This window comes from Campylobacter sp. CH246 (assembly GCF_004378835.1).
GTDB classification, from domain to species: domain Bacteria; phylum Campylobacterota; class Campylobacteria; order Campylobacterales; family Campylobacteraceae; genus Campylobacter_D; species Campylobacter_D jejuni.
Map to the genome: position 1 here is coordinate 136389 of NZ_RYYA01000002.1, position 25268 is coordinate 161656.

Consider the following 25268-nt stretch of genomic DNA (forward strand, 5'->3'; position numbering starts at 1 on the left):
CTTAGTTTTTGTTTATACAGTTTAAATCTTCAAAAGCGATTTCAAGACGTTTTATCATGCTTTCTTCACCACTTCTTAACCAAACACGCGGATCATAGTATTTTTTATTTGGCTTGTCATCACCTTCTGGATTTCCAATTTGTCCTTGCAAATAAGCCCTATTTTTAAGTTCATATTCACGCACCCCATCCCAAAAAGCCCATTGGGTATCTGTGTCAATATTCATCTTAATTACGCCATAGCTTACTGCATCTTTAATATCTTTTAGCTCACTACCGCTACCGCCATGAAATACAAAATTTATAGGCTTATCGCTATTTAAAGCAAATTTATCTTTTACAAATTTTTGCGAATTTTTTAAAATTTCAGGTTGTAAGCTAACATTTCCTGGCTTGTAAACTCCATGTACATTTCCAAAGCTTGCTGCGATTGAAAATTTATCACTAATTTTTCCAAGTCTTTCATATGCAAGAGCTACATCTTCTGGTTGGGTATAAAGCTTGGAATTATCAATACCTGTATTATCCACTCCATCTTCTTCGCCACCTGTACAACCTAATTCTATTTCAAGCGCGACACCTAAAGCATCAAGTTTTTGAAGATAAACTTCACAAGTGCTAAGATTTTCTTCTAAACTTTCTTCGCTAAGATCAAGCATATGAGAACTAAATAAAGCTTGTCCATGAGTTTGTTTATATTGCGCATTTGCCTCAATAAGCCCATCAATCCAAGGCAAAAGTTTTCTTGCAGCATGATCAGTGTGTAAAATCACAGGTACACCATAAGCTTTAGCAAGTAAATGTACATGTTTAGCCCCACTAATTGCACCCAAAACTTCTCCATTAGGACAAATTTTCCCTGCATAAAATTTTGCCCCACCATTTGAAAACTGGATAATAACTGGAGAGTTAACTTTTTTTGCAGCTTCTAAAACCGCATTAATAGAATCAGTTCCTACAACATTAACAGCAGGGATAGCAAAACCCTCTGCTTTAGCATAGTCATAAATTTTATTAAGCTCATCTCCGCTAATCACCCCTGCTTTTACAATGTCTAAAACACCCATTATTTATATTCCACTTTAGCACTATTTAAGAGATCTTGGCCTTTTTGATTGATAACTTTTTTAAATTCTTCAAATTTAAGTCCGTTTTCAATACCTTGTTTTACTTCATCAAATTTGATTTGACCTTTAGCCTGTGAATTTTCTTTTAAGATTACATGATAACCAAAATTCGTTTTTACCGGAGTTGTAGTAATAGTACCATTTTTAAGTGCAAAAGCAGCATCTGTAAAAGGTTTTACCATAGTTGATTGATCAAACCAACCAAGCTCGCCACCTTGATTTTTTGAACCTGGATCAATTGATTTTTCTTTAGCAAGTTCACTAAATTTAGCATCTAGTTCTTTACCTTTTAAACCTTTAAGTTCGTTAATAATATCCTTAGCTTCTTTTTCTGTCGCTACTAAGATATGTTTTGCTTGCACTCTTGCAGGTTTTACATATTTGTCTTTATTTTGATCATAAAAAGCTTTAACTTTAGCCGCATCAATTTTAATAGTATTTAAAATTTTCTCTTGATAAACATTAACAAGTATTGCATCTTTTGCACGATCAAGTTCTTTTGTGTATAAAGGGTCTTTTTCTAAATTTTGTTTTTTAGCATCTTGCAAAATTAAATCTTGCATAATATATTGCTGAATAAGAGCTTTTTTTTGATTATCTGGCAAAGTTTTAAAATCCTGTCCTCTAAGCATAGGGGCAAAAAATTCACTTACTTCTGTATCGCTAATGCTCTTGCCATTAACAGTAGCTACTGTAGCTGCATTTACATTTAAAACTACACCTGCAATCAAAGTTGCTGCGACTAAAGAAAATTTTTTCATTAGGTTTCCTTTTTAATAAAATGTATATAAAATCAATTATATCTAAACTTGGTTTAAAGCTAATTAACTAAAATTAAAAAATGAAAAGAAATTTAGAAATCAAAGAACTTTTTTTAAAACATTTTGACAAGCCTGTAACAGAGCTTAAATTTTCAAATTTATATGAGCTTTTAGTCTGCGTAATGCTTTCAGCCCAATGCACTGATAAAAGAGTTAATCTCATCACTCCTGATCTTTTTAAAGCTTATCCTGATATCAAATCCCTTGCAAATGCAAATTTATCAAGTCTTAAAACCTATATACAAACTTGTTCATTTTTTAATAATAAAGCACAAAATCTTATAAAAATGGCAAAAGCAGTTTGTGAAAATTTTGACGGAGAAATTCCCCTTGATGAACAAAATTTAAAATCCTTAGCAGGCGTAGGACAAAAAACCGCTCATGTGGTTTTAATAGAATGGTGCGGAGCAAATTTCATGGCTGTAGATACTCATGTTTTTAGAGTTTCTCACCGCTTAGGACTTAGCAAAGCAAAAACTCCAGAAGCTACAGAAGAAGATTTAACACGCACATTTAAAGATAATCTTAACTATCTTCATCAGGCCATGGTTCTTTTTGGACGTTACACCTGTAAAGCTAAAAAACCTTTATGTAAAGAATGTTTTTTAAATCATCTTTGCAAAAGTAAAGATAAGGAACTTAAATGAAAATTTTCATCTTTTTACTCGCTATATCTCTTAATATTTTTGCCTTAGAACCTTACAAGCCTAGTGCTGATTTTTCTTCTTATTTTAACAATATAAATTGCTCGCAAATCTTGGATAAGTTTTTTTATCTAAATTGCTATGATTATAAACTCAAAGGCACAAAAGCTGTTGCTTATAAGGTAGAAGCTTCAAATTTGAAAGATAGACAAATCAAAAAACGCCCTCGCTTTGAAGATGATACAAATATTCCTAAAAAATACCGCGCTACTTGGAGTGATTATAAAAACAGTGGTTACACACGAGGACACACTGCACCCAATGCTTCTTTTAGCTTTAGTAAAGCTGCTCAAAATTCAGTATTTTTAATGAGTAATATTACCCCACAAAATGCACAAATAAATAATAAAATTTGGAATGAAATCGAACAAAGAGAAAGAAATTTAGCTTTAGAATTTCAAAGTATCGAAGTTTTAAATTTGGTACTTTACGATAAAGAACCACAATACATTAAAAACCGTATTGCTATACCAAGTTTTTATGTGAAAATTATTAAAACTCCTAAATTTAAAGAATGCTATCAAGCACCAAACCACGAAGTAAATGATGAAAATATTAAACAGTATCAAATAAATTGTGATAAATTTTAAGGTATAAATTATGGAGATAAATGCTCTTACGATAACCACTCTTTATATCATAGGTATTTCCGCAGAAGGAATGACAGGAGCTTTAGCTGCAGGACGCCACAAAATGGATCTTTTTGGAGTTATTTTTATTGCTCTCGTAACAGCAATTGGAGGCGGAAGCATACGAGATGTACTTTTAGGACATTATCCTTTAACTTGGGTTAAACATCCTGAATATATTATTTTAATCTGTTTTTGCGCCCTTGTAGCCACAAAAATTCCGCGCGTAGTAACCAAACTTGAAACTTTATTTCTAACTCTTGATGCTATAGGACTTGTTGTTTTTAGCATACTTGGAGCTCAAATAGCTATAAATCAAAACCATGGCTTTATCATAGCCGTTGCTGCCGCTGTAATTACCGGTGTTTTTGGTGGAATTTTAAGAGATATTTTATGTATGAGAATCCCCTTGGTGTTTCAAAAAGAAATTTATGCAGGAATTGCCATAATTGCAGGAGCAATCTATTATTCTCTAATAATTTGGCTTGAGCTTAATGCCCTAGTTTGCACACTTTTAACTCTTTTTATAGGAGTTTTTGCAAGGCTTTTAGCTATCAAATATCAATGGTCTTTACCTATTTTTTCTTACAATGAAGAAAAATAATTTATCGTTGCTTTATACAAGTTTGCTAAGATATTAAAAATTTTAGGAGATTGATAAATGCGAAGACTAAGTATTTTACTTGCAATTTTAATAGTTATTAATATAACAGCTTGTGATAGTAAAACAGAAAATTATTACAAAAATCATCCTAGCGAAGCAAAAGAAAAAGCGAAAGAATGTAAAGAAAGCGGAACTCTTAGCGAAGATTGTATTAATGCATTAAAAGTTGGTGTTAAACCAACAAATGAAGAGGGTAAATACAGTCCAAACACACCAAAAAAATCTGATAATCAAATATTAGAAGCTTTAAAACAAAATGATTTAAAAAAAGAAAAAACCACAAAAGATATTAACCAAAGTTCAGAAAATAATGAAAGTATTATAATACCACCTATAGCAGAAACACCTTCTGAAATTTATCCTTCCAAAACAACAGAAAACAATCAAAGTTCTATCTTTAGCGATGATGTTAATATAACACAGGAAAAATGACCATGAAAATAACTCTTTTTTTAAGCCTTATTGGTATATTTTTTGCAGCATGCGAACAAACCAAAAGTGTAGAATATTATCAAAATCACCCCGAGGAAGCAAAAAAAAGAAGTTTAGAATGCAGACACAAAGCTATCATTAGTCAAGATTGTGTTAATGCATATAAGATAGGTTTTCCAAAAGATGAATGGGAAGATGAAAATATTTCTAATCCTTAAAAGCTATGAAAGTTTCAAAATTTGCCCATTTAAAAATACTTTCTATTTTCTTAAAACCTGCCTTTTCTAGCATATTTAAATTTTCTTTTTGACTATAAGGAATTAAAACATTTTCCAAAGCTTCTCTTTTAGCTGCGATTTCAAACTTAGAATAGCCTTGTTTTTCTTTATAATCAGCATAAAGTTCTATGATATTTTTAGACAAAAAAGCATCTTCATAAAGGATTTTTTCACTCATAATCAAAATGCCTTTAGAGTTTAAATTTTTATAAATTTGATCAAGCAATTCTTGTCTTTTAGGAGGACGAATAAACTGCATGGTATAATTTGCCACAAAAACATCGCAAGTAAAAAAATCAAATTCGCATAAATTAGCTTCAAAAAAACTTATATCAAGCCCATAAGCTTTAGCTTTTGATTTTGCAACTTCAAGCATGGAAGTAGAATTATCCACGCCAAAAAGTTTAAAATCCTTTCTTAGATTTGCTAAAAAAATCAAAAAATTAGCACTTGAGCAGCCCAAATCGCAAACACTTGCATTTGTAGGTAAAATTTTAGCCAATAAATTGCCACAAAGTTCTAAATTTTCTCTATAAAATGGTACAGAACGATTGATCATATCATCAAAAACACTAGCCACGCTTTTATCAAATTCAAATTGTTTTTTAGGGCTTTGTTTAAAAAGTTCATCTTTCATCATTTTTCCTTAATAATTCTCTAGCCTGTTCTATATCTTTAGTAATTTGATTTTTAAGTTTTTTTAGATCTTGAAATTTTTGATTCTCTCTTAGAAAAGATATAAACTCGAGTTCAAAAAACTCTCCTTGCGTGAAATTTTCACCCAATTCTTCTAAAATATGACTTTCTATAGCAAAATTTTCATCGCTTGATCTTACACCTAAAAAACTCACACTTTTATAAGTTTTTCTTTGACTTTTTAACAAAGTAGCGTAAACACCATTTTGAGGCAAAAAATAACCTTCGCAATCTAAATTTATAGTTGCAAAAAGTTCTTTAGAACCTAAGCCTTGTCCTTTAATTACCTTTCCTTTGATGCTATAATTTCTCCCTAAAAATTCTTTTGCTTTTTGCAAATTTGCTCTTGATAAAAAATCCTTAATTAAACTTGCATGAACACCTATTCCACCTATACTAAATTCATCAACTATTATAGTTTTTATCTCACTTAAAAACTCAATATCTTTAGCACTATAAGCCCTATTTTTCCCAAAAGAAAAATCATAACCCACGACTATAAATTTTAAACTGGTAAATTCTTTTTTCAAAAAGCTTAAAAAATCTTTACCATCTAAAGATTTTATACTTTCAAAATCCACTTCTATAACTTTTTTTCCTGAAATTTCTTCTTTTTGACGATTTGAACAAAGAAATTGACCTTTAAATTTATTAATAACTAGCAAAGCCCCATTCTCATCTAAATATTTTACAAGTTTTAGATGTCCTAAATGCATACCATCAAAACAACCTATGGCTAAAGAAGTAATATTAATTTTTGATATAGTAGTAAAAATATTCAACATTACCTTCCTTTCCTTTAATGCTTGATTTTTGCGTATTTTTTAAAAGCCAACCTAACTTAGCACATTCTTTTTCAAAATCCATTCTTGCTTTTAAGATTGCCTTGTCATCTTTTAAAACACCTTTTTTATCTCTTTTGATATTTTTTCCCACTTCAAACTGAGGTTTAAAAAGTAAAATAATTTCCTTTAAAGCTAAATTATCGACATAATAAAGTAAATTAATAAGAGAAATAAAACTCACATCACAAGTAACAAGTTCAAATTTTTCTTTACTTTTAAAGGCTCTAAGATCTGTATTTTCATGCAAGATAATTTTTTCATTTGCTCTTAAACTTGGATGGAGTTGATTGCTACCCACATCAAGAGCAGTGATTTTTAAAGCCTGATTTTCAAGTAAAATTTGAACAAAACCACCCGTACTAGATCCTATATCAAGACAATTTTTATGTTTTATTTCAATATCATTTTCTTCTAAAAATTTTTTTAATTTCAAAGCTGCTCTTGAAACATAAATTTCACTTAAAAGATCCAATTTTAACTCATTGGCTAAAAGTATATCTTCAGGATTTAAATCTTGCGTTTTTTTTAAATTTTCTAAAAAATTTTTCACATCAAAAGAAGCTTTAAAACTTTTACCATTAAGTAAAATCTCTTCATTTTCTATAAGCTCTAAGGCTTTATTTCTACTGATATTTAAACGCTTTGAAACAAAAAAATCAAATCTCATTTTAAACTCTCATTTATTCTTTTTTCTAAGTCTTCTTTTTCTTTAGAAAACCACCAAATACCTATTTCAAAAGCATTTTTTTTAAAAATTTCTCTAAGATCTTTAAGATCTTTTTCAAAAAGATCTTTTTCTTTTTGAATTAAACTTAAGTTATTATCTTTTAAAAAATTAAAATTATTCATCCATAAAAGTATTTGCTCTTGTTCGGATTTTAAGGCATTATTTCTTTGCTCTTTTAAAAAATAATTTCCTAAAACCATGATAAAACATAAAAATAAAACAATTATTTTTATCTTTATTTTCAAAACAAAATTAAAAACAAAAGCCAAAAGAGAACAAAACATAAAAAAATTAAAAAAATCAAAAATAAAATTTAAAGCCCTAAACCCCAAATATCCAAAATAAGAAAAAATAAAAAATTTTAAATTTGAAACAAAATGTAAAAATTCAGATAAAAAATCAAAATAAACAAAAGAAGCACTCTTATAGGCAATGATTTTCCTGGAAAAAAGTTCTAAATTTAAAAGTTCATTGTAAGTAAAAAAAAGCCCATAAAATGCATAAAATAAAGCAGTAAAAAAACTAGCGATAACAACTATTCTAAAATCATTATAAGCATTATCTACAAATTGCAAATGTAATTCTTTTTTTAAAAATATCATCAATAAAGGTAAAATTATAAATATAAAAACAAAATCAATTTTTTCAAGATTTAAAAAATTTAAAAATAAAGAAACAAGTCCAAAAATCGCCAAAAAAAAGCTAAAAATATAAAGATAAAAATCCCCCATACTAATACGATAAAACAAACTTCCCTTAATCAAAGTAGCTTCTTTTATAATATTTTTTCTAAGCTTTAAAAATAAAAAGAATTCCCAAAAAAGTGTTAAAAAAATAGGAATTAAAAAAAATAAAGAAAAAGCACTCCTTTGCCAAGTTAGCAAAAAGCCAAAAAGGCTTAAAAGCGTTAAAATATAAGAACTATTCTTTAACAAGCTCATTAAAAGCACTTTCATTTATACATTTTACTTCAAGCTCTTTAGCCTTGCTAAGTTTAGAACCTGCCTCTTCTCCAAAAAGCACATAGTCAGTCTTTTTAGAAACAGAGCCGCTTACCTTACCCCCAAGCTTTTCTATCAAAGCCTTAAACTCATCTCTTGGACGTGAAAGAGTACCTGTAATCACAAAAGTTTTACCAAAAATCATACTATCACTTTTGATTTCAAGTTTTTCTATTTTCAAATTTAAAAGCTTGTAAAATTCATCAATTCTTATATGATTAACACGCGTAAATTCGCAAAGACTTAAAGCCATTTGCTCTCCAAAACCTTCTAAATTGGCATAAGCTTCAAAGCTTTGCTTGTGCCACTCTTTACCAAAACTTAAACTTAATTTTTTAGCCGCAACCTCGCCAATATGCTCTATCCCTAAAGCCGTGATAAAACGAAAAAGCTCACATTCTCTGGCTTGCTCTATGGCATTTAAAAGATTGTTGATTTTCTTTTCTTTAAAGCCTTCCAAACCTTCAAAATCACTAAATTTTAAATGAAAAATGCTCTCAAGCGTAGTGATTTTTTTGTGCTTGTATAAAAGTTCTACTATATTTTCTCCAAGTCCGTCGATATTAAGACATTTTTTAGAAACAAAATGAATGATAGAATTTACAAGTCTATCTTCACAATCTATATTTTGACATTTTATTAAAGTTCCTTCATCCAAAAGCTCACTTTGGCAAGTAGGACAAAGTTTAGGGCGTGAAATTTCCATCTCTAAACCTTCTCTACGCTCTTTAAAAACCTTAGTGATTTTAGGGATAACATCGCCACTTCTTATCACACTTACAAAATCATTGATTTTAACATCAAGTCTTGCAATTTCATCAAAATTATGAAGTGTGGCTGATTTTACTACAACCCCATCTAAATTTACAGGTTCTAAAACCGCCACAGGAGTGATCACTCCACTTCTTCCTACTTGTAAATTTACCCCTATTAAACGCGTGGTTTTTTCAAGTGCAGGAAATTTAAAAGCTGCCATAAATTTTGGAAATTTTACCGTATAGCCTAATTCTTCACAAAGTGCAAGATCATCAACTCTTACCACCATTCCATCCATCATCATAGGCTTTTTTTCTCTTAGAGCTAAAAGCTCATCATAAGCTTTTAAAACTTCGTCTAAATTAGTGCAAAGTCTTACAAAATCATCCTTTAAAAAACCAAGCTCTCTGATAAATTGCATCACCTCGCTGTGTTTGGTGAAATTTAAGGTATTTTCCCCTACTCCCCAAGGATAAAATTTCAAATTTCTTTCTTTAGTGATGCTTGTATCAAGCTGCCTTAAACTCCCGCTTGCAGCATTGCGTGGATTAGCAAATAAACTTTGATTTAAAAGGGCTCTTTTTTCGTTGATTTTCTCAAAATCATCTTTTAAAATCACCACTTCTCCACGAATTTCTATCCTTTCTTTATAAGCTATATTTTTAGGTATATTTTCTATCTCAAAAACATTAAGCGTTATATCCTCACCCACTTCGCCATCGCCCCTAGTGGCACCGCTTACTAATTTACCATTTTCATAAAGTAAATTTAAACTCGCTCCATCAAATTTAGGCTCTATAAAAAAGTTTTTTTCACATTTTGCGCGTTTTGCCCAAGCCCTAAGCTCACTCTCATCAAACACATCTTCCATCGACCACATACGCCTTAAATGAGCTATTTTTTTAAACTCGCTTTGTATGATAGGAGCTATTTTTTGCGTTGGAGAGTCTTTTGAAATTTCATCTTTGTTTTGTTCTTCAAAAACTCTTAATTCTCTGATTAAAGCATCGTATTCTTCATCGCTAGCCAAGGGTTCATCTTTTTCATAATATGCCCTCATCCACAAATTTGCTAAAGCAACTTTTTCTAAATACTCTTCTTTTTTCATCTAAACTCCTATATTATCCATTGCCTGCACTAAAGCAAAAAGTTGTTTATGTTCATATAAATCATGCACTCTTATAATACTAGCACCATTTTCAAAAGCTTTTAAATGCAAATACAAAGTTCCTGCTAAACGATCTTTAATCTCGCTTTGAAAATACGCATTAATCACACTTTTGCGACTCGCACCTATAAGTAAAGGTTTATTAAATTGCAAAAAATGTTCTAAGTGTTTGATTAAAATCATATTATGCCCAGCACTCTTTCCAAAACCAATACCTACATCTAAAATACTTTCTTTTACTCCAAAACTTTCTAAAAGTTCAAGTTTTTCTTTAAAAAATAAAGTCATCTCATCAAGCAAATCTTCATAAAAAGGATTATCTTGCATATTATTTGGATTGTTTTGCATGTGCATTAAGCAATATTTTGCCTCATATTTACTTGCAAGTTTGGCTAGATGAAGATTTCTTAAACTTGTAATATCATTAATGAGTTTAAAACCCTTATTTAAAGCATATTCTAGACAATATTCATCAAAACTATCTAAACTAAAAATCGCTTGTTCGTAATAATTTTTCTCATAAATTAAGTCAAGTACTTTTTTCAGTCTTTTAAATTCCTCTTCCTTACCACAATACTCACTCCCAGGTCTTGAACTTACCGCACCTATATCGATATATTCGGGCTTTAAAGCAAGAAAGTCATTAAGCCTTTTTTCAAAGTCTTCTTCACTCACACGACTTTTTGCATTAAAACTGTCTTCATTGACATTAATCACTGCCATAAGCTCGGCTTTTTTCGGTTTTAAAAAATCTTTTTGCAAAAAAAGAGCCAAATTTTTAAGTCCAAAATCTTGAAGTTTTTCTTTGACAATAAGCTTTTGAATTTGCTCTTTACTTGCCATTAAAAGTGCATTTGAATGAGTGATTTTTGCAGTAATTACTTCTTTATGAGTAATAAGTTCAGCTCCTACTCTTAAAGCATCTTGTTTTAAAATATTTGCTGCAGGAGTAGAAATATCTTTGATAAAAATAAAATGAGTTTTTGTTTTTTCACTCATGATCTTTTGCCCCATTTTATGGGGATTTATGAAAGAACAAAGCAAATTAAAATCGGTATTTGGATTGATTTTAAAAAATTTCATTTTATTTCTTTGTATAGTAATTTAGCAAAAGAGTAGCCAAAAGTACCCCACTTTTAGAATTTAATTTTGCAAGCTCATAACTTTCATAAAAAAACTCTAATTCTTCAGCGTTAAAATCTTTATATTTCACACATTCTTTAGCAAGCAATGCGATTTGATCCATAAGTTCATTTTTATCCAAATTTTCATTTTTTTGCAAAAAATCAAAAAGCATTCTTAAATCCATTCTTTTAAGATCTAAATCAAGTTTTTTAACTTCCTTTTCAACTTTTCTTTTTTCACAAATAAGACGCGATTTTATGGTAGGTAAAAGTAAATTTTTAGAAGGTACCACAATAAGAAATTTAATATTTTTTGGAGGTTCTTCAAGAAGTTTAAGTAAAAAATTTTGGGCTTCTATCCTATAAGAATCCGCCATTAAAATAATAATTTTTTCTTCAGTTTCTGCAATATAGCTTTCTTTTTCAACCGCTCTTGCATCATCAAGTAAAAATTCATTTTGCGGCATAAAAAACCTTAATTTTTTAATACCAAAATTATTAATCATTTCTTCTTTAATACCTAAAAAATCTTCACTGATAATAATCTTACTAATAAACAAAATATTTATCCTAATTGCACCTTGGAAAATAATATTGCATCCAAACTTGCATCAAAAAGTTGATATAAACTAATAAGCTTGATATCCAAGTCTTTATCTTTAGAATTTAAATAAAAACTATCTTGTAACTGCTCATCAAAAAGCCACAATAAACTATCATCTCTTGATTTAGCAATTAAAGATTTATTATCAGAAGCACTTCCTATATAAAAATATACATAACCATTAGGAAAAGAAATGTCAAGCAAGTCATTAAGTAAAGCTATATCTTCTGAACTTTGTACTTTCTTCTTGCATAAAGAATTTAACGACACAAAAGGAAGCATGGGACGAGCGGCTTTTGAATTTATATTTTTTAAAAAATACTCTTCATACCAAGATCTTTGTTCATCGCACATTAAGACAAAAGTGCGTCCTTCTAAAAGATATTTAAGTCTTGCAGCCACCAAAGGAGCCCATTCTAAACGACGCGACTCCAACCATGCCATAAAAGCTCCACCATTACGGATATTTTCAAGAGTAAAACTTAAAAAATCACTCATTTATTTATCAAGTCCGTAGCACTCATGTAGTGCTCTAACTGCAAGTTCTCCGTATTTTTCATGAACTATCATCGAAATTTTTATTTCACTAGTAGAAATCATACCGATATTAATCCCCTCATCAGCTAAAGCTTTAAAAGCTTTACTTGCTACTCCTGAATGTGATTTCATACCTACGCCAACTATAGAAACTTTTACTACAGCACTATCACTTTCTATAGTTGTTTTTGAGCTTAAAATTTTTTGCATAGCATTTTTGGCTAATTCAAGTTCATTTTGAGGAACCGTAAAACCCAAATTTGTAGCACCATCAACTCCAACATTTTGTATAATCATATCTACATTAATATTTTCATTTGCTAAAACAGAAAAAATTTCAGCTGCGATTCCAGGCTTATCTTCTACATTTCTTAAAGTCACTCTTGCTTGATTTTTATCTAAAGCAATACCACTTACTAAAGCTTGTTCCATTCCATCTTCCTTTGTTATCATTGTTCCTTCATTATTGTTAAAACTACTTCTAGTTACTAAATTAACATTTAATTTTTTTGCAAGCTCTACAGAGCGATTTTGCAAAACTTTTGCACCTAAACTTGCAAGTTCAAGCATTTCTTCATAAGAAATTTTATCCAATTTCTTTGCCTTTGGTTCAATTCTTGGATCTGTTGTATAAACCCCATCAACATCGGTATAAATTTCACACAAATCCGCATTTAAAGCACCTGCTACCGCCACAGCACTTAAATCGCTTCCACCACGCCCTAAGGTAGTTACATTACCTTCCTCATCTACACCTTGAAAACCTGCTATAACGACTATTTTACCATTTTGAAGTTCTGATTTTATCGCTTTTGTATCAATATGATGAATTCTTGCCTTTGTAAAAACACTATCCGTAATAATTCCCGCTTTTCTCCCAGAAAATGATATAGCAGGATAACCCTTTTCATTTAAAGCAATAGAAAGTAAAGCGCTTGTTACGCGCTCTCCGCTACTTAAAAGCATATCCATATCTTTACCATTAGGAGTTTTACTAAAATATTCAGCTTGCTCGATAAGAGTATTTGTCACCCCACTCATTGCAGATACTACAACAACAAGTTGATTACCCTGTTGCACACTTTGGATAACCCTATTGGCTACTGCTTCAATACGCTCAAGTGTTCCAACGCTTGTTCCGCCATATTTTTGAACTATAAGCATTTTAGATATAACCTTTCTCTTCAAAATATTTGATCACTTTAACATAAATATTTTTTTTGAAATGATTAATCATTTCAAAAATTTGTTTAACACTTACAAATTGATAATCATCAAATTCAGGATGCTTGGTATTGATATTGATTGTAGCACCGTGCTTTAAACGCACTAAAAAATATTTTTGAATCTGCCCATCATAAGGATACATTTTTTTAACAATTTTACTCGGAAAATCATAACTCAACCATTCTGGATACTCGGCAATGATTTCAACCTCATCGGTGCCTATTTCTTCTTTTAGTTCTCTAAATAAAGCGTTTTTGACACTTTCACCTTCATCAATACCTCCTTGTGGAAATTGCCAAATACTATCCATATCACTTCTTCTAGCTATAAAAATCTTACACTCAAAAGGATAAGAACTTGATAAAACAATAGCTGCAACATTTGGTCTATAATTTTTCTCGTTTTCCACAATATTTTTCCTTAATCTCAAGGATATAATTTTAACCTAAATCAAATCAAATTTTTATTAAAATACATTAAAAATTTAATAAAATATTTTAGGGTTTTTATGCATTTTTACATCCATATTCCATTTTGTGAAAGCAAATGTAATTATTGCGCTTTTACAAGTTTAAAAAAAAATGATTATGAAAAAGCCTATTTTAAGGCTTTAAAAGAAGATATTGTTTTTCAATTAAAACAATTTAACATTCAATCAAATCAAATTAAAACCTTATTCATAGGCGGAGGAACACCAAGTTGTGTTGATGCGTATAATTATGAAGATATTTTTAAAATTTTATATCCCTTGCTAGATAAAAATGTAGAAATTTCATGCGAAGCTAATCCCAACTCAGCAACATTAAATTGGCTTAAAAATATGAAAGATATAGGAGTTAATCGCATTTCTTTTGGAGTTCAAAGTTTTCATCCTAAAAAACTTCACTTTCTTGGAAGAATTCACAATCAAGAAATGATTATCAAAGCATTAGAAAACGCAAATAAAGTAGGTTTTAAAAATATCAATTTAGATCTTATTTATGATACGAAATTAGACAATAAAAAAATGCTTGAATTTGAACTCTTGCACTTAAAACAAATCAAGGATTTAATCACACACCTTAGTGCTTATAATTTAACCATAGAATCAAACACAGCCTTTGCCAAAAAAGAACATTTCAAAAAAAATGCTCCTAATTTAATGAAATTTTTCATCAAACAACTTCTAGAGCTTGACTTTTTTCAATATGAAATCAGTAATTTTTCAAAAACTAAATCTCAAATTTGCAAACATAATCTTGCTTATTGGCAAGGAAAAAACTACCTAGCTTGTGGATTAAGTGCAGTGGGATTTTACAAAAATAAGCGTTTTTATACAGCAAAAAATTTAAAAAATTACATAGAAAATCCCACTTTTAGATCTATAGAGCAACTAAGCTCTAAAGACTTGAATTTAGAACACCTATTTTTAGGGCTTAGAAGTATAGTAGGGATTAATGAAACAAAACTCAATCAATGGCAAAAAGACAAAATAAACATATTATTAAAAGAAAAAAAACTTTTTTACAAAAATAAAAGATATTTTAATCCTAATTTTCTCATTAGCGATGAACTTACTTTATATCTCTCATCTTAAATTTAAGTTTTTTAAGTAAAATATTTATTTAAAATATCAAATCAAAGAGTAATGATTAATGAGTTTTGGTGAAATTATAGTTATTTTAGTTGTAGCGATTTTAGTCTTAGGACCTGATAAACTTCCAGAAGCTATAGTACAAATAGCAAAAATTCTAAAGGCTGTAAAACGCAACATAGATGATGCAAAATCAAGCATAGAAAAAGAAATACGCATCAATGACTTAAAAGAAGAAGCTAAGAAATACAAAGATGAATTTTCAAGCACTAATGAAAATATACGCAAAAAACTCAGTTTTGAAGAATTTGATGACCTTAAAAGAGATATTTTAGATAAAACAAAGGTAGATTTAACCTTTGATAGCAGAGATGATAAAGTAAAAAATAACCTTAGCGGACAAAATTTAAACACAGAAGAAAAACCAAATCTTAGCAAATTAGAAACACAAGATAAAACGGAAAAATAAATGTTTGAAGAATTAAGACCTCATTTAATAGAACTTAGAAAACGCCTTTTTATAAGCGTTGCTTGCATTATAGTTATGTTTATTGTATGTTTTGCTCTACGAAGCTATATCTTAGATATTCTAAAAGCTCCACTTATAGCTGTTTTACCCGAAGTAGCCAAACATGTAAATGTAATTGAAGTACAAGAAGCCTTATTTACCGCAATGAAGGTTAGTTTTTTTGCAGCCTTTATCTTTTCTCTACCTGTAATTTTTTGGCAATTTTGGAAATTTGTAGCTCCAGGACTTTATGATAATGAAAAACGCCTTGTAGTGCCTTTTGTTAGCTTTGCGAGCATTATGTTTGCCTTGGGGGCTTGTTTTTGCTATTTTGTTGTAGTGCCTTTGGCTTTTAAATTTTTGATTAATTTTGGTTTAAATGAAGATTTTAATCCTGTAATTACCATAGGAACTTATGTAGATTTTTTTACAAAAGTTGTTGTGGCTTTTGGCTTAGCTTTTGAAATGCCTGTAATTGCCTTTTTCTTTGCTAAAGTCGGACTTATAGATGATAGTTTTTTAAAACGCCATTTTCGCATAGCTGTTTTAGTTATTTTTGTTTTTTCAGCCTTTATGACTCCACCTGATGTTTTATCTCAATTTTTAATGGCAGGACCACTTTGCGGACTTTATGGACTTTCTATTTTAATTGTTCAAAAGGTAAATCCTGTCCCAAAAGATAAAGAAAGTAATGAATAAAGACTTACTTCTTTCAAGCTATGATTACACTCTAGCTAATGAACTCATAGCCAACTATCCTACAAATCCAAAAGAAGATGCTAGGCTTTTGGTTTTTGATCGCAAAAACAAAGAAATTTTTCACACTACTTTTAAAAATTTACAAGACTTTTTACCCAACTGCGCGATTTTTTTCAATGATACCAAAGTTATTAAAGCAAGAATTTATGGTAATAAAGCAAGCGGAGGAAAAATAGAACTTTTCTTACATCAACCTTTTTTAAATTCTCACAATCCACTTTTTCTAGCTCAAATTAAAGGGCGCGTTAAAAAAGATGAAATCTTATATTTTAAAGAGGATTTAAAAGCGCGCGTTGTAGAACTTTTAAATGATGGTCTTCGAAAAGTTCAATTTTTTCAAAATGATAAAACCTTAGACACCTCAAATCTTTACAACCTGCTTGACAAGATAGGACATATACCCTTGCCTCCTTATATTAAAAGGGAGGATGAAAAAAGTGATTTGAAAGATTATCAAAGTATCTTTGCAAAAAATTTAGGCGCAGTGGCTGCTCCGACTGCAAGTTTACATTTTAGTGAGACTATGCTTGAAAATTTAAGAAAAAAACACGAAATTTATCATTTAACCTTGCATGTAGGAGCTGGAACCTTTAAAAGCGTGGAATGCGAAAATATACAAGAGCATAAAATGCATAGCGAATTTTTTAATATTCCGCAGCAAGCATATGAAATTATAGATTCTAAACAAGCTATTTTAGGCGTAGGAACAACAGTAACAAGAACCATAGAATATTATGCAAGAACTAAAACAAAAAGTGGTTTTTGTGATCTTTTTTTACACCCGCAAAATCCACCTATAAGACAAAATTATCTTTTGACCAATTTTCATTTACCAAAATCTACTCTTATCATGCTAGTTTCAGCTTTTATCGGTAGAGAACAGTGTTTAAAACTTTATGAACTCGCCATAAAAGAAAAATATCGCTTTTACTCTTATGGCGATGCGATGTTAATCTTGTGATTTTTCTTTAAAATTTATTGCTATTTTAGCTTGAAGTTTTAGCCAATCTTTTTGAAGCATAATAGGAAAACCACCATAAACACGCCCGCCTTCTAAATTTTTACTCACACCGCCTCTTGCAGCTATAGTACTAAAATCGCCTATTTTTAAATGTCCACTCGTTGCACTTTGACCACCCATAATAACATTGCGTCCTAACTCACTTGAACCTGAAATTCCGGTTTGCGCCACAATGATGCAATTTTGACCTATATTGCAATTATGTCCGATTTGAACTAGATTGTCTACCTTAGTACCTGCTTTGATAATAGTACTATCAAAAACTGCTCTATCTATAGTTGTACAAGCCCCCACTTCTACAAAATCTTCTAAAATCACATTACCATTATGATAAATTTTATAATGTTCGCCGTTTTTATTGTGCGCATAACCAAATCCATCGCTTCCTATTACACAATTGGCAAGCAAATGACATTTTTTACCGATTTTAGTGTCATTATAAATCACTACATTAGGATGAATAATACTCTCATCACCAATACTGACATTATCGCCTATATAAGCTCCTGCCATAATGATTACATTTTCACCGATATTTACATTATCACCTATATAAACATTAGGCATGATTCTTGCGCTTTTTGCAATATTTTGTACTTTTTCTTTAGCTGTGCTTATCAAAGGTTTAGCAAAAAGCTTGCTTAAAAAAGCAAAACTCAAATGTGGACTTTGAGTAATCAAAGCTTTAGTATCTTTAGGTACTAAATTTTCATATTCTTTAGATATTAAAATAGCAGCAGCTCCTGTGTGAGGTATATCTTTGGTATTTTTCTCACCATCACAATAAGTAAGCTCTGTAAAATTTGCTTTCAATAAAGAATTTAAAGCACTGATTTCTATATCCTCACCTTTATATTCCAAGCTTAAAAATTCTGCTATTTCACTTAATTTCATTTAATCTCCATCAAAACAGATCCACTGCGAACTATATCACTAGGATTGTATTTTTTAATTGTTTTTAAAAAATTATCAATGCGATTTGCATCATCAGCAACCATTAAAAACAAAAAATTCTCATTGCTATTTGCAATAGTACCATTATAAGCTTTCAAAACGGCATCAAGTCCTCCTAAATTTTCATTTAAAGGAATTTTCACCAAAGCCATTTCTTTGTCAATAAATTCTTCACTTTCTATCACTTTATAAGTAGGAATAAGCTTATGAAGTTGTTTGACTATCTGCTCAAAAGTTCTTTCATTTCCTGAAGTGACTATATTAATACGAGAAAATTCTTTATTTTCCAAAGGTGCTACTGTAAGCGAGTCAATATTATAACCTCTTCCCGAAAAAAGTCCTACTATACGAGATAAAACCCCATGCTCATTTAAAACAATTACCGATAAAACCCTTCTCATTGTCTATCCTTTGCCTTTGGTAAAATCATATTATAAATCGCACCTCCTGCAGGCACCATAGGTAAAACATCTTCAAAACGATCAATTTTTACATTTAAAAGAGAGGTTTTATCACTTTTTAAAGCTTGGCTAAAAGCTTGAACAAATTCTTCTTTATTTGAAATTTCATAACCTTCACAACCAAAACCTTGAGCTATTTTGATAAAATCAGGCTGAGTACTTAAATCTGTTTGTGAAAAATGCTCTTTATAAAACATACTTTGCCATTGTCTTACCATACCTAAAAAGGCATTGTTTAAAATAATATTTATAGTTTTTATACCATACTCATGAGCAGTCATAAGCTCTTGGATATTCATTAAAACCGATCCATCGCCTACGAAATTAATCACCACTTCTTCACCCACAGCAAGCTTTGCACCCAAAGCAGCAGGTAAAGAATATCCCATAGTTCCTTGCCCTCCACTTGTTGCAAGTTGTCTTGGATAATTAAAAGGATAAAACTGCGCTACCCACATTTGATGCTGACCCACATCGGTGATAATCCTTGCATCTGGAGCCATTTTCGCACATTCTTCAATCACCCATTGCGGTTTTAAAATCTCATTGCTATCTTCATAAGAAAGCGGATAAAGTTCATTATAACGCTTTAAAGTTTCGTGCCATTCTTTAAAAGTTGTGTTGAAATTTTCCTTTTTAAGCTCTTCTAAAAGCTCTTTAAGAACTTCTTTAATATCTCCTACTATAGGATAATGCGCATTGATAATCTTTGAAATAGAACTAGGATCAATATCAACATGAACTATAGTCGCATGTTTAGCAAATTCACTTGTTTTTCCTGTAATCCTATCATCAAATCTCGCTCCTACACTCACAAGCAAATCACACTCACTTAAAGCCATATTAGCAGCATAGCTTCCATGCATGCCTGCCATTTTAAGATTAAAAACATCATCACTTCTTAAAGTTCCAAGCGCCATCAAGGTTTCAACTGCTGGAATTTTTGTAAATTTTACAAGTTCTCTGATTTGCTCACTCGCATTAGAACTGATACAACCTCCACCTAAGTAAAACAAAGGTCTTTTTGCTTCTTTTAAAAGCTCTGAAAATTTTTTAATTTGCTTTGAGTTACCCTTATAAACAGGCTTATAAGTTTTCATAGAAATTTCTTTAGGATATTCCCAAAGTCCCAAAGTTGCACTTACATCTTTTGGCACATCTATATGCACAGGCCCAGGTCTACCGCTTCTTGCTATATAAAAAGCCTCTTTTAAAATGCGTGGAAACTCTTCTATACAAGTAACTAAATAATTATGCTTTACACAAGGTCTTGAAATGCCTACTGCATCAATTTCTTGAAAAGCATCTGTACCAATAAGAGAATTTGCCACCTGCCCTGAAATCAACACCAAAGGGATAGAATCACTATAAGCCGTAGCTAGACCTGTAATAGTATTTGTAAAACCTGGTCCGCTTGTAACTATAGCTACGCCCACTTCTCCGCTCATTCTTGCGTAAGCATCAGCAGCATGCAAAGCCGCTTGTTCATGACGCACTAAAATATGTTTAAAATACTTTTGATTGTAAATTTCATCATAAATATTAAGTGCAGCGCCTCCAGGATAACCAAAAACAATTTTAATATTTTCTTCTTTTAAAGCCTCGCAAATCATTGCTGAACCGCTTAACTCTTTCATAATAACACTCCAAAAAATTATTGTAAAAGCTCTTTAAGTGCTAAATTAAGTCTTTTGCCATCAACACTCGCACCTAATTTTATTTTAGCTTCTTTCATTACCAAACCTTGTTCTTTTAGTGAACTTACACCCAATTCTTCTATAAGTTGTTTTAAGGCTAAAGTTAACTCCTCATCACTTAGTTGTTTAGGCAGATAAATTTCAAAAAGACTTATTTCATTTTGTTCTTTTTGCGCTAAATCTTCACGATTTGCCTTAAGATAAAGTTCGATTGCGTCTTTGCGTTTTTTGATTTCACTTGCAATGATTTTATAAATTCTTTCATTATCCAACTCTATTCTTTCATCCACTTCTATTTGCTTAAAAGCTGCATTTAGAGTTCTTAAACTATCTCTTTTAAAATCATCTTTTTGTTTCATTGCCTCTTTGATATCGTTTAAAATTTGTTCTTTTAAAGTCATTTTTTTCCTTTTTAGTTAAAATTACAAGCTTTAAGATTTAAACCAAAACCTTCTAAGCCTATATAGTCTTTATCACAACTTTGAGATAAAAGTTTAATTTCTTCTATACCAAAATATCTTAAAATCTGTGCTCCTATACCATAGTTTTTGTATTGAGTAGTACTGGATTTTTCTCCTTGCATGAAAACTATAACGCCACCATTTTCACTAAGAAATTTGATTTGCTCTAAAAGTTTTGAAAATTTATCTGAAGTTAAAAGCTCAAAATCACTACCACTGATATGAAATTTAACATTTTCACATTTTTTGATATCTTTAAAGCAAAAAGCTATGTGTTGGGTTTGATTATGATCACTAAAGATAAATTTGTCTGCTTTAAAGCCTGCTAAAACACTTTGACTTTTTTCTTCAAGCTTAATAAGGCTTTCATGTTTTAGGCGATATTCTATAAGATCGCTTACGGCTATCATATTTAAATCATGTTTTTGGCAAAAAATTTCTAGATCTTCTCTTCTTGCCATATCTCCATTATCTTTTACAATTTCACAAATCACACAAGCACCTTTTAATCCTGCTAATTTACAAAGATCAACCGTGCCTTCTGTATGACCTGTGCGTTCTAAAACCCCACCTTTTTTTGCGATTAAAGGATTGATATGCCCTGGTCTTACAAAATCACTCACTTTAGCATTATCATCGGCAAAAATTTGTATAGTCATATTTCTTTCATAGGCGCTAACTCCCGTTGTAGCATCTTTTGCATCTACGGTTATGGTAAAAGCAGTTTCGTGGTTTGAAGTATTTTTAGGCACCATTAAAGGAAGTTCAAATTTTTTTGCTAAAGCTTCATCTAAGGCTACACAAACCACACCACGAGCTTCTTTTATCATGAAATTTACTTTTTCTTGAGTACTAAATTGCGCAGGAAAGATTAAATCGCCTTCATTTTCTCTATCTTCTGCATCTACCATAACAAGCATTTTTCCTGCTTGTAAATCCTTAATCGCTTGTTCTACGCTAACAAATTTCATTTTTATTTCCTTAAAATTTTTAAAATTATAACTTAAATTGCTTGACAAATAAATTAAAATTCATTATAATCACACTTTTAAAAAATATTTATTGGGGTATCGCCAAGCGGTAAGGCAACAGGTTTTGGTCCTGTCATTCAGGGGTTCGAATCCCTTTACCCCATCCACTTCTTATTTTATATTTCAAAGTATCTTATATGCCGCGAAGTAGAGCAGTGGTTAGCTCGTCGGGCTCATAACCCGAAGGTCGGGAGTTCAAATCTCCCCTTCGCAACCAGTTATGGATTTAAAATAAATTTTATTTAGATAGATTGTTTAAATAACTTTTTAAAATATTCTCCAGCCGTGTTTTCAGTTCTATAGGGGCTAGAATTTTTATATAAGGAATCCACTGCTTAACCAAATGCAAAATTTCATCTTCATAAGAAACTTGAGTGCTTAAAGTATAGCTTGTTTCATCTTCATTAATGATTTGATAATTACTTAGTATTTCTTTTCTAAAAAAATATTCCTTAGCATTTTTATCAAGTTTTAAAATCACTTCTTTGCTTTCTCCAAGCCAGATATTAGGATCATTTTGGATTTGTTCCTCAAGTTTTTCATTGGGAATAAAATTTTCATTTTTAGTGCGAAATTTTGAAATTTTATCTAAATTAAAATGTTTTAATTTATCGTTTTCATCCCCTAAAAGATACCAAATTCCCTTGTAATTTACGAGTTTGTAAGGTTTGATTTGGCGTTCTTTTTCTTTATAGAAAAAATTTAATACATTGTGTTTGAGTATAGCCACACTAAGATCTTTAAAAAGCTCATAATCCACCTTTTGAAAACCTTCGTTTTTTACCATCAAAACTTTATTTACCCTATGGCTTAAAAGATCAACTATAAAGCCTTGATCGAGTTTTGGATAAAGCTCAGCAATGCCACTTAAGGTGGCGAAATTTTGTATATCTTTAAAGCTTAATTTTCCCAAAGCAAAGCTTTCTAAAACATATCTTCCATTTTCTTTTTTAATAGGCATAAAAGTAAGCCTTTCATTAAGATCCCTTTGTATGGTTCTTGTATCGACATTAAACTCTTGTGCAAGCTCTTGGGCGCTTAGACTTTCCCCATTGTTAAATTTTGATAAAATCTGCACCAAGCGTATGCTTAATTTGTCGTATTCTTTCATGAAATTTCCTTGTGAGTTAAAATGCTTTTTAACAAGCTTACACCTTCTATGCCTAAAATTTCATTTCTAAGTTTTTTGACTTCATTTAAACTTGGGGCTTTTGCATGAACGGCTTCATTACGGATTTCTTGAATGAGAGTAAGACTTGTTGAAAAAGGATAATTGATAAATTGAGTTAAACTTTTTCCTAAATGACATTGGATATTTTCATGTCTGAGTAGAAATTTAATACTTCCAAGATTGGGTTTTTGGGTAAAAAAATCTTTAAGTATAAAAGATTTGCCTTGGACATTATAAGCTAAATCATAAAGGCTAGGATCTTTTATACAAGCTTTTAAAAGAACTTTTTTGGCAAAAGCGTAAATTTCGTATTCTAAGGTTTTAGAGTATTTGACCATAATACTTGTAAAATCATTTAAAAGATCGTTTTCGCTTTGTAAAAGCTCTAATTCTGCATGAATGATATTGCTTATGCTATCAGGGTGCAAGAGATAAAAAATCCTTTTGCCAAAAACAAAGCGTATGAAATTTTCTTGCATGGCTAGGTATTCTTTGCTTTTATACACACTTAGATAATGTTTTTCATCTCCTAAAAAATAAGAACACTCTTCTTTTAATCTCACAGGCAAAGGATAGGTGTAATTATTGCCATAGATAGCATAGGTGTGATCGTTTGGGGTGATGAAATTGGCTAAAAATTTATCTCTTAAAAGACTAAAATCTTCCCTGACTAATTCCCTTAAATCACTGATGATAAAAAAGTCTTCCACTTCTAAATTTTTTTCTTTATAATAACTAGGAATCAAACTTTCATCAACATTTTTAGAAATTTTTACCACTTTAGCGACAAATAAATTAGCATAATCGCTTAAAAAGAGTTGTAGGAAATTTTCTTCATTTGTACTTTGGTAAATTTCTTCTAAGGAATTTTGCTTTTCTTGATCGTTGAGTTTTGATTTGATTTTGCCAAAGGCAACTTGGGATTTTTCTTGTAAAATGCTTAAATGTTGCTTGATGACATCTTCTTGATAGTAGGGATTATAAAGGATTAAAAGGTGGTTCATGCTTTGCCTTATTTTAGGATTTCTTTGAGATTTTGCTTGATTTCATTAGGATTTTGCTCGTATTCTTGTATGAGATCTTTTAAAATTTCAAACAACTCGTTAAAATCCTGCGGATATTCTTTTTTAAAATTTACTATCAAATCCAAAGTTTTGCAAATGCTGCTTGCTTGATCTTTGCTGTCATTAAAAGCATTTTTTATATCTAAAACCATACTGATAATACGAGCACTTTGCATAGGGCTTGAAATGCGTTTAAATAAAAAGCCTTTAAACGCATTTGCAAGGCTAAGAGATGAGAAAATCTTAGAAAACATCTGTCTTTATACTGTTTCTTTGCAATCTAGACAAATTTTTTGCCCGTTTTCGTCATATTTCCAATTGTGTCTTGTTTGTCCTAGTCTTTCATGTCCGCATAAATTACATTTTTCGTGCATTCTGCATTTTGCATCTTTTTTGATTTCATAATAATTATGAAAATTATCAAACACTTGAATAGAACAAAGAGTACATCGTCTATATCCATAACAATTATCAGGATTTAATATTTCAGGAGCTTCAAAATCATGTTGATTTTTTGTAAGATATTTTCCGCAATCAGGGCAAATTTTGGAAAAAAACATTTTGGTTTATCTTTTTCATTTTGATATTCACCCGCGTGCCAACCAATCCCACATTTTACTTCCATTCCAATATCTTTAACAACTTCAGCAGTCTTAATAGTTTTGTCTTTAATTGCTTCTGAAGCATTTACCGCCTTATCTTTTAAAGAACTTAAAAAATTCATAAATTAACGCCCTATAAAATATAATACAATCGACGCAACAGAAACTATCAAAGCTAAAATTGAAATGCTATTTGTAAAAACATTTTTTCTTTTATTTAAAATATCTTTCAGTTCATTGATTTTACATTCTTGCTCTTGAACAATTTTGTCATTATAATTTTTATATTGTATAAATTCTTGATAATGTTTTTCTATGAGTTTATATTGCTCATCATCAATTTGATTTTTTTTATCTAATTCTACTTGGATATTATTTATCGTATCTTTGTGTTTTTCATGATCTTCTATAAAACTCAGTGTGAACTTTTGTATTTGTTGAAATTGTTCTTTAGCGGCTTTAGATAAACGAATTACCTTGCCATCGCTCTTTACAAAACCTTGCGCAATAATAAGAGATAAAGCTTGATTCATACGCGTAGCAATACAAAAACTGGAAGTAAAAAATATTACAACTTCTTTTAGAATTGTTGTCATTTGATTCATTGATTCATTCTGTAACTCTACT

General features: G+C 30.4%; 31 protein-coding genes and 2 tRNA genes. 11 read left to right on the forward strand and 22 right to left on the reverse strand.

What is annotated here, in order from left to right:
* Window position 1 precedes the first annotated feature (1 nt).
* Window positions 2-1066: a class II fructose-bisphosphate aldolase gene (gene fbaA, locus ELQ06_RS02310; protein WP_052797783.1), complete on the reverse strand. Its 1065-nt coding sequence runs from the start codon at window positions 1064-1066 to the stop codon at window positions 2-4.
* The gene (peb4, locus tag ELQ06_RS02315; RefSeq protein ID WP_002852119.1) at window positions 1066-1887 is read right to left on the reverse strand and encodes a peptidylprolyl isomerase PEB4; all 822 of its coding nucleotides are present in this window, start codon (window positions 1885-1887) and stop codon (window positions 1066-1068) included. The genes fbaA and peb4 overlap by 1 nt, the downstream gene beginning before the upstream one ends.
* Before the next feature lie 80 nt (window positions 1888-1967).
* Here peb4 and nth point away from each other — a divergent pair, with 80 nt between their 5' ends.
* From nth to ELQ06_RS02340, 5 genes are read left to right on the forward strand one after another with little or no spacing between them, the layout of a single operon-like run.
* Window positions 1968-2594 carry an endonuclease III gene (nth, locus tag ELQ06_RS02320; RefSeq protein ID WP_002852225.1) on the forward strand — a complete coding sequence of 209 codons (627 nt, stop codon included), beginning with the start codon at window positions 1968-1970 and terminating at the stop codon, window positions 2592-2594.
* Window positions 2591-3241, forward strand: coding sequence for a DNA/RNA non-specific endonuclease (locus ELQ06_RS02325; protein ID WP_052794084.1), 651 nt, complete (start codon window positions 2591-2593; stop codon window positions 3239-3241). Before nth ends, ELQ06_RS02325 begins: the two co-directional genes overlap by 4 nt.
* A gap of 10 nt (window positions 3242-3251) precedes the next feature.
* The gene (locus ELQ06_RS02330) at window positions 3252-3884 is read left to right on the forward strand and encodes a trimeric intracellular cation channel family protein (protein WP_052781975.1); all 633 of its coding nucleotides are present in this window, start codon (window positions 3252-3254) and stop codon (window positions 3882-3884) included.
* Between the two features lie 57 nt (window positions 3885-3941).
* The gene (locus ELQ06_RS02335) at window positions 3942-4376 is read left to right on the forward strand and encodes an EexN family lipoprotein (protein WP_052781974.1); all 435 of its coding nucleotides are present in this window, start codon (window positions 3942-3944) and stop codon (window positions 4374-4376) included.
* The gene (locus tag ELQ06_RS02340) at window positions 4373-4594 is read left to right on the forward strand and encodes an EexN family lipoprotein (RefSeq protein WP_002859102.1); all 222 of its coding nucleotides are present in this window, start codon (window positions 4373-4375) and stop codon (window positions 4592-4594) included. The genes ELQ06_RS02335 and ELQ06_RS02340 overlap by 4 nt, the downstream gene beginning before the upstream one ends.
* On the opposite strand, the gene cmoA is transcribed toward ELQ06_RS02340, so the two are convergent.
* From cmoA to ELQ06_RS02390, 10 genes are read right to left on the reverse strand one after another with little or no spacing between them, the layout of a single operon-like run.
* Window positions 4584-5294 carry a carboxy-S-adenosyl-L-methionine synthase CmoA gene (cmoA, locus tag ELQ06_RS02345; protein WP_079460098.1) on the reverse strand — a complete coding sequence of 237 codons (711 nt, stop codon included), beginning with the start codon at window positions 5292-5294 and terminating at the stop codon, window positions 4584-4586. The two genes, ELQ06_RS02340 and cmoA, sit on opposite strands and share 11 nt — an antisense overlap.
* Window positions 5281-6135, reverse strand: coding sequence for a bifunctional riboflavin kinase/FAD synthetase (locus ELQ06_RS02350; RefSeq protein ID WP_044261254.1), 855 nt, complete (start codon window positions 6133-6135; stop codon window positions 5281-5283). The genes cmoA and ELQ06_RS02350 overlap by 14 nt, the downstream gene beginning before the upstream one ends.
* Complete coding sequence (locus ELQ06_RS02355; RefSeq protein ID WP_002872582.1) at window positions 6101-6862, reverse strand: TlyA family RNA methyltransferase; 762 nt, start codon at window positions 6860-6862, stop codon at window positions 6101-6103. Before ELQ06_RS02355 ends, ELQ06_RS02350 begins: the two co-directional genes overlap by 35 nt.
* Window positions 6859-7863, reverse strand: coding sequence for a hypothetical protein (locus ELQ06_RS02360; protein WP_079263945.1), 1005 nt, complete (start codon window positions 7861-7863; stop codon window positions 6859-6861). The genes ELQ06_RS02355 and ELQ06_RS02360 overlap by 4 nt, the downstream gene beginning before the upstream one ends.
* Entirely contained in the window at window positions 7844-9787 is a 1944-nt protein-coding gene (gene ligA / locus ELQ06_RS02365) for an NAD-dependent DNA ligase LigA (RefSeq protein ID WP_052823842.1), read from the reverse strand. The genes ELQ06_RS02360 and ligA overlap by 20 nt, the downstream gene beginning before the upstream one ends.
* A complete protein-coding gene (gene folP, locus ELQ06_RS02370; protein ID WP_052823843.1) occupies window positions 9788-10930 on the reverse strand; it encodes a dihydropteroate synthase in 1143 nt (380 codons plus the stop codon).
* A gap of 1 nt (window position 10931) precedes the next feature.
* On the reverse strand, window positions 10932-11531 hold the full coding sequence (locus ELQ06_RS02375; protein ID WP_052823844.1) for a DNA polymerase III subunit delta': 600 nt from the start codon (window positions 11529-11531) through the stop codon (window positions 10932-10934).
* Between the two features lie 5 nt (window positions 11532-11536).
* The gene (locus tag ELQ06_RS02380) at window positions 11537-12073 is read right to left on the reverse strand and encodes a HobA family DNA replication regulator (protein WP_052823845.1); all 537 of its coding nucleotides are present in this window, start codon (window positions 12071-12073) and stop codon (window positions 11537-11539) included.
* Entirely contained in the window at window positions 12074-13276 is a 1203-nt protein-coding gene (locus ELQ06_RS02385) for an aspartate kinase (RefSeq protein WP_052823846.1), read from the reverse strand.
* Window position 13277: 1 nt separating this feature from the next.
* Window positions 13278-13748, reverse strand: a complete 471-nt coding sequence (locus ELQ06_RS02390) for an RNA pyrophosphohydrolase (RefSeq protein WP_044261263.1) — start codon at window positions 13746-13748, stop codon at window positions 13278-13280.
* A 99-nt stretch (window positions 13749-13847) separates the two neighbouring features.
* On the opposite strand from ELQ06_RS02390, the gene hemW reads away from it, so the two are divergent.
* The 4 genes from hemW to queA are packed head-to-tail and all read left to right on the forward strand — an operon-like array spanning window position 13848 to window position 17140.
* On the forward strand, window positions 13848-14915 hold the full coding sequence (gene hemW / locus ELQ06_RS02395) for a radical SAM family heme chaperone HemW (protein ID WP_052781966.1): 1068 nt from the start codon (window positions 13848-13850) through the stop codon (window positions 14913-14915).
* Between the two features lie 58 nt (window positions 14916-14973).
* Window positions 14974-15381, forward strand: coding sequence for a Sec-independent protein translocase protein TatB (tatB, locus tag ELQ06_RS02400; protein ID WP_002870117.1), 408 nt, complete (start codon window positions 14974-14976; stop codon window positions 15379-15381).
* Complete coding sequence (gene tatC / locus ELQ06_RS02405; protein WP_052781965.1) at window positions 15382-16119, forward strand: twin-arginine translocase subunit TatC; 738 nt, start codon at window positions 15382-15384, stop codon at window positions 16117-16119.
* Window positions 16112-17140 (forward strand): tRNA preQ1(34) S-adenosylmethionine ribosyltransferase-isomerase QueA, encoded by a 1029-nt coding sequence (gene queA / locus ELQ06_RS02410; RefSeq protein ID WP_052781964.1) that lies wholly within the window; start codon window positions 16112-16114, stop codon window positions 17138-17140. Before tatC ends, queA begins: the two co-directional genes overlap by 8 nt.
* Here queA and lpxD read toward each other — a convergent pair.
* Genes lpxD through ELQ06_RS02435 form a run of 5 tightly spaced genes read right to left on the reverse strand, consistent with a single transcriptional unit; the run spans window position 17129 to window position 21744 of the window.
* Window positions 17129-18094, reverse strand: a complete 966-nt coding sequence (gene lpxD, locus ELQ06_RS02415) for a UDP-3-O-(3-hydroxymyristoyl)glucosamine N-acyltransferase (protein ID WP_052781963.1) — start codon at window positions 18092-18094, stop codon at window positions 17129-17131. The genes queA and lpxD overlap by 12 nt on opposite strands.
* On the reverse strand, window positions 18091-18555 hold the full coding sequence (ilvN, locus tag ELQ06_RS02420) for an acetolactate synthase small subunit (RefSeq protein WP_002852211.1): 465 nt from the start codon (window positions 18553-18555) through the stop codon (window positions 18091-18093). The genes lpxD and ilvN overlap by 4 nt, the downstream gene beginning before the upstream one ends.
* On the reverse strand, window positions 18552-20252 hold the full coding sequence (locus tag ELQ06_RS02425) for an acetolactate synthase large subunit (RefSeq protein WP_052797788.1): 1701 nt from the start codon (window positions 20250-20252) through the stop codon (window positions 18552-18554). Before ELQ06_RS02425 ends, ilvN begins: the two co-directional genes overlap by 4 nt.
* Window positions 20253-20269: 17 nt before the next feature.
* The gene (locus tag ELQ06_RS02430) at window positions 20270-20713 is read right to left on the reverse strand and encodes a GatB/YqeY domain-containing protein (protein WP_002852081.1); all 444 of its coding nucleotides are present in this window, start codon (window positions 20711-20713) and stop codon (window positions 20270-20272) included.
* Between the two features lie 11 nt (window positions 20714-20724).
* Window positions 20725-21744 carry a bifunctional 3,4-dihydroxy-2-butanone 4-phosphate synthase/GTP cyclohydrolase II gene (locus ELQ06_RS02435; RefSeq protein WP_052797789.1) on the reverse strand — a complete coding sequence of 340 codons (1020 nt, stop codon included), beginning with the start codon at window positions 21742-21744 and terminating at the stop codon, window positions 20725-20727.
* 92 nt (window positions 21745-21836) lie between these two features.
* Between ELQ06_RS02435 and ELQ06_RS02440 the strand changes: the two genes are divergently transcribed.
* Together ELQ06_RS02440 and ELQ06_RS02445 are read left to right on the forward strand one after the other, a co-directional pair.
* A tRNA-Gln gene (locus ELQ06_RS02440) sits at window positions 21837-21911 on the forward strand.
* 34 nt (window positions 21912-21945) lie between these two features.
* Window positions 21946-22021: transfer RNA gene (locus tag ELQ06_RS02445), tRNA-Met, on the forward strand.
* 21 nt (window positions 22022-22042) lie between these two features.
* Here ELQ06_RS02445 and ELQ06_RS02450 read toward each other — a convergent pair.
* From ELQ06_RS02450 to ELQ06_RS08685, 5 genes are all read right to left on the reverse strand, one after another.
* Entirely contained in the window at window positions 22043-22915 is an 873-nt protein-coding gene (locus ELQ06_RS02450) for a YafY family protein (RefSeq protein WP_052797790.1), read from the reverse strand.
* Entirely contained in the window at window positions 22912-23979 is a 1068-nt protein-coding gene (locus tag ELQ06_RS02455) for an HP0729 family protein (RefSeq protein ID WP_052797791.1), read from the reverse strand. The genes ELQ06_RS02450 and ELQ06_RS02455 overlap by 4 nt, the downstream gene beginning before the upstream one ends.
* A gap of 8 nt (window positions 23980-23987) precedes the next feature.
* Window positions 23988-24293, reverse strand: a complete 306-nt coding sequence (locus ELQ06_RS02460; protein WP_002870928.1) for a hypothetical protein — start codon at window positions 24291-24293, stop codon at window positions 23988-23990.
* Between the two features lie 224 nt (window positions 24294-24517).
* Window positions 24518-24763: a hypothetical protein gene (locus tag ELQ06_RS08900; RefSeq protein ID WP_002886185.1), complete on the reverse strand. Its 246-nt coding sequence runs from the start codon at window positions 24761-24763 to the stop codon at window positions 24518-24520.
* 3 nt (window positions 24764-24766) lie between these two features.
* A complete protein-coding gene (locus ELQ06_RS08685) occupies window positions 24767-25237 on the reverse strand; it encodes a hypothetical protein (RefSeq protein WP_172669029.1) in 471 nt (156 codons plus the stop codon).
* Window positions 25238-25268: the final 31 nt, after the last annotated feature.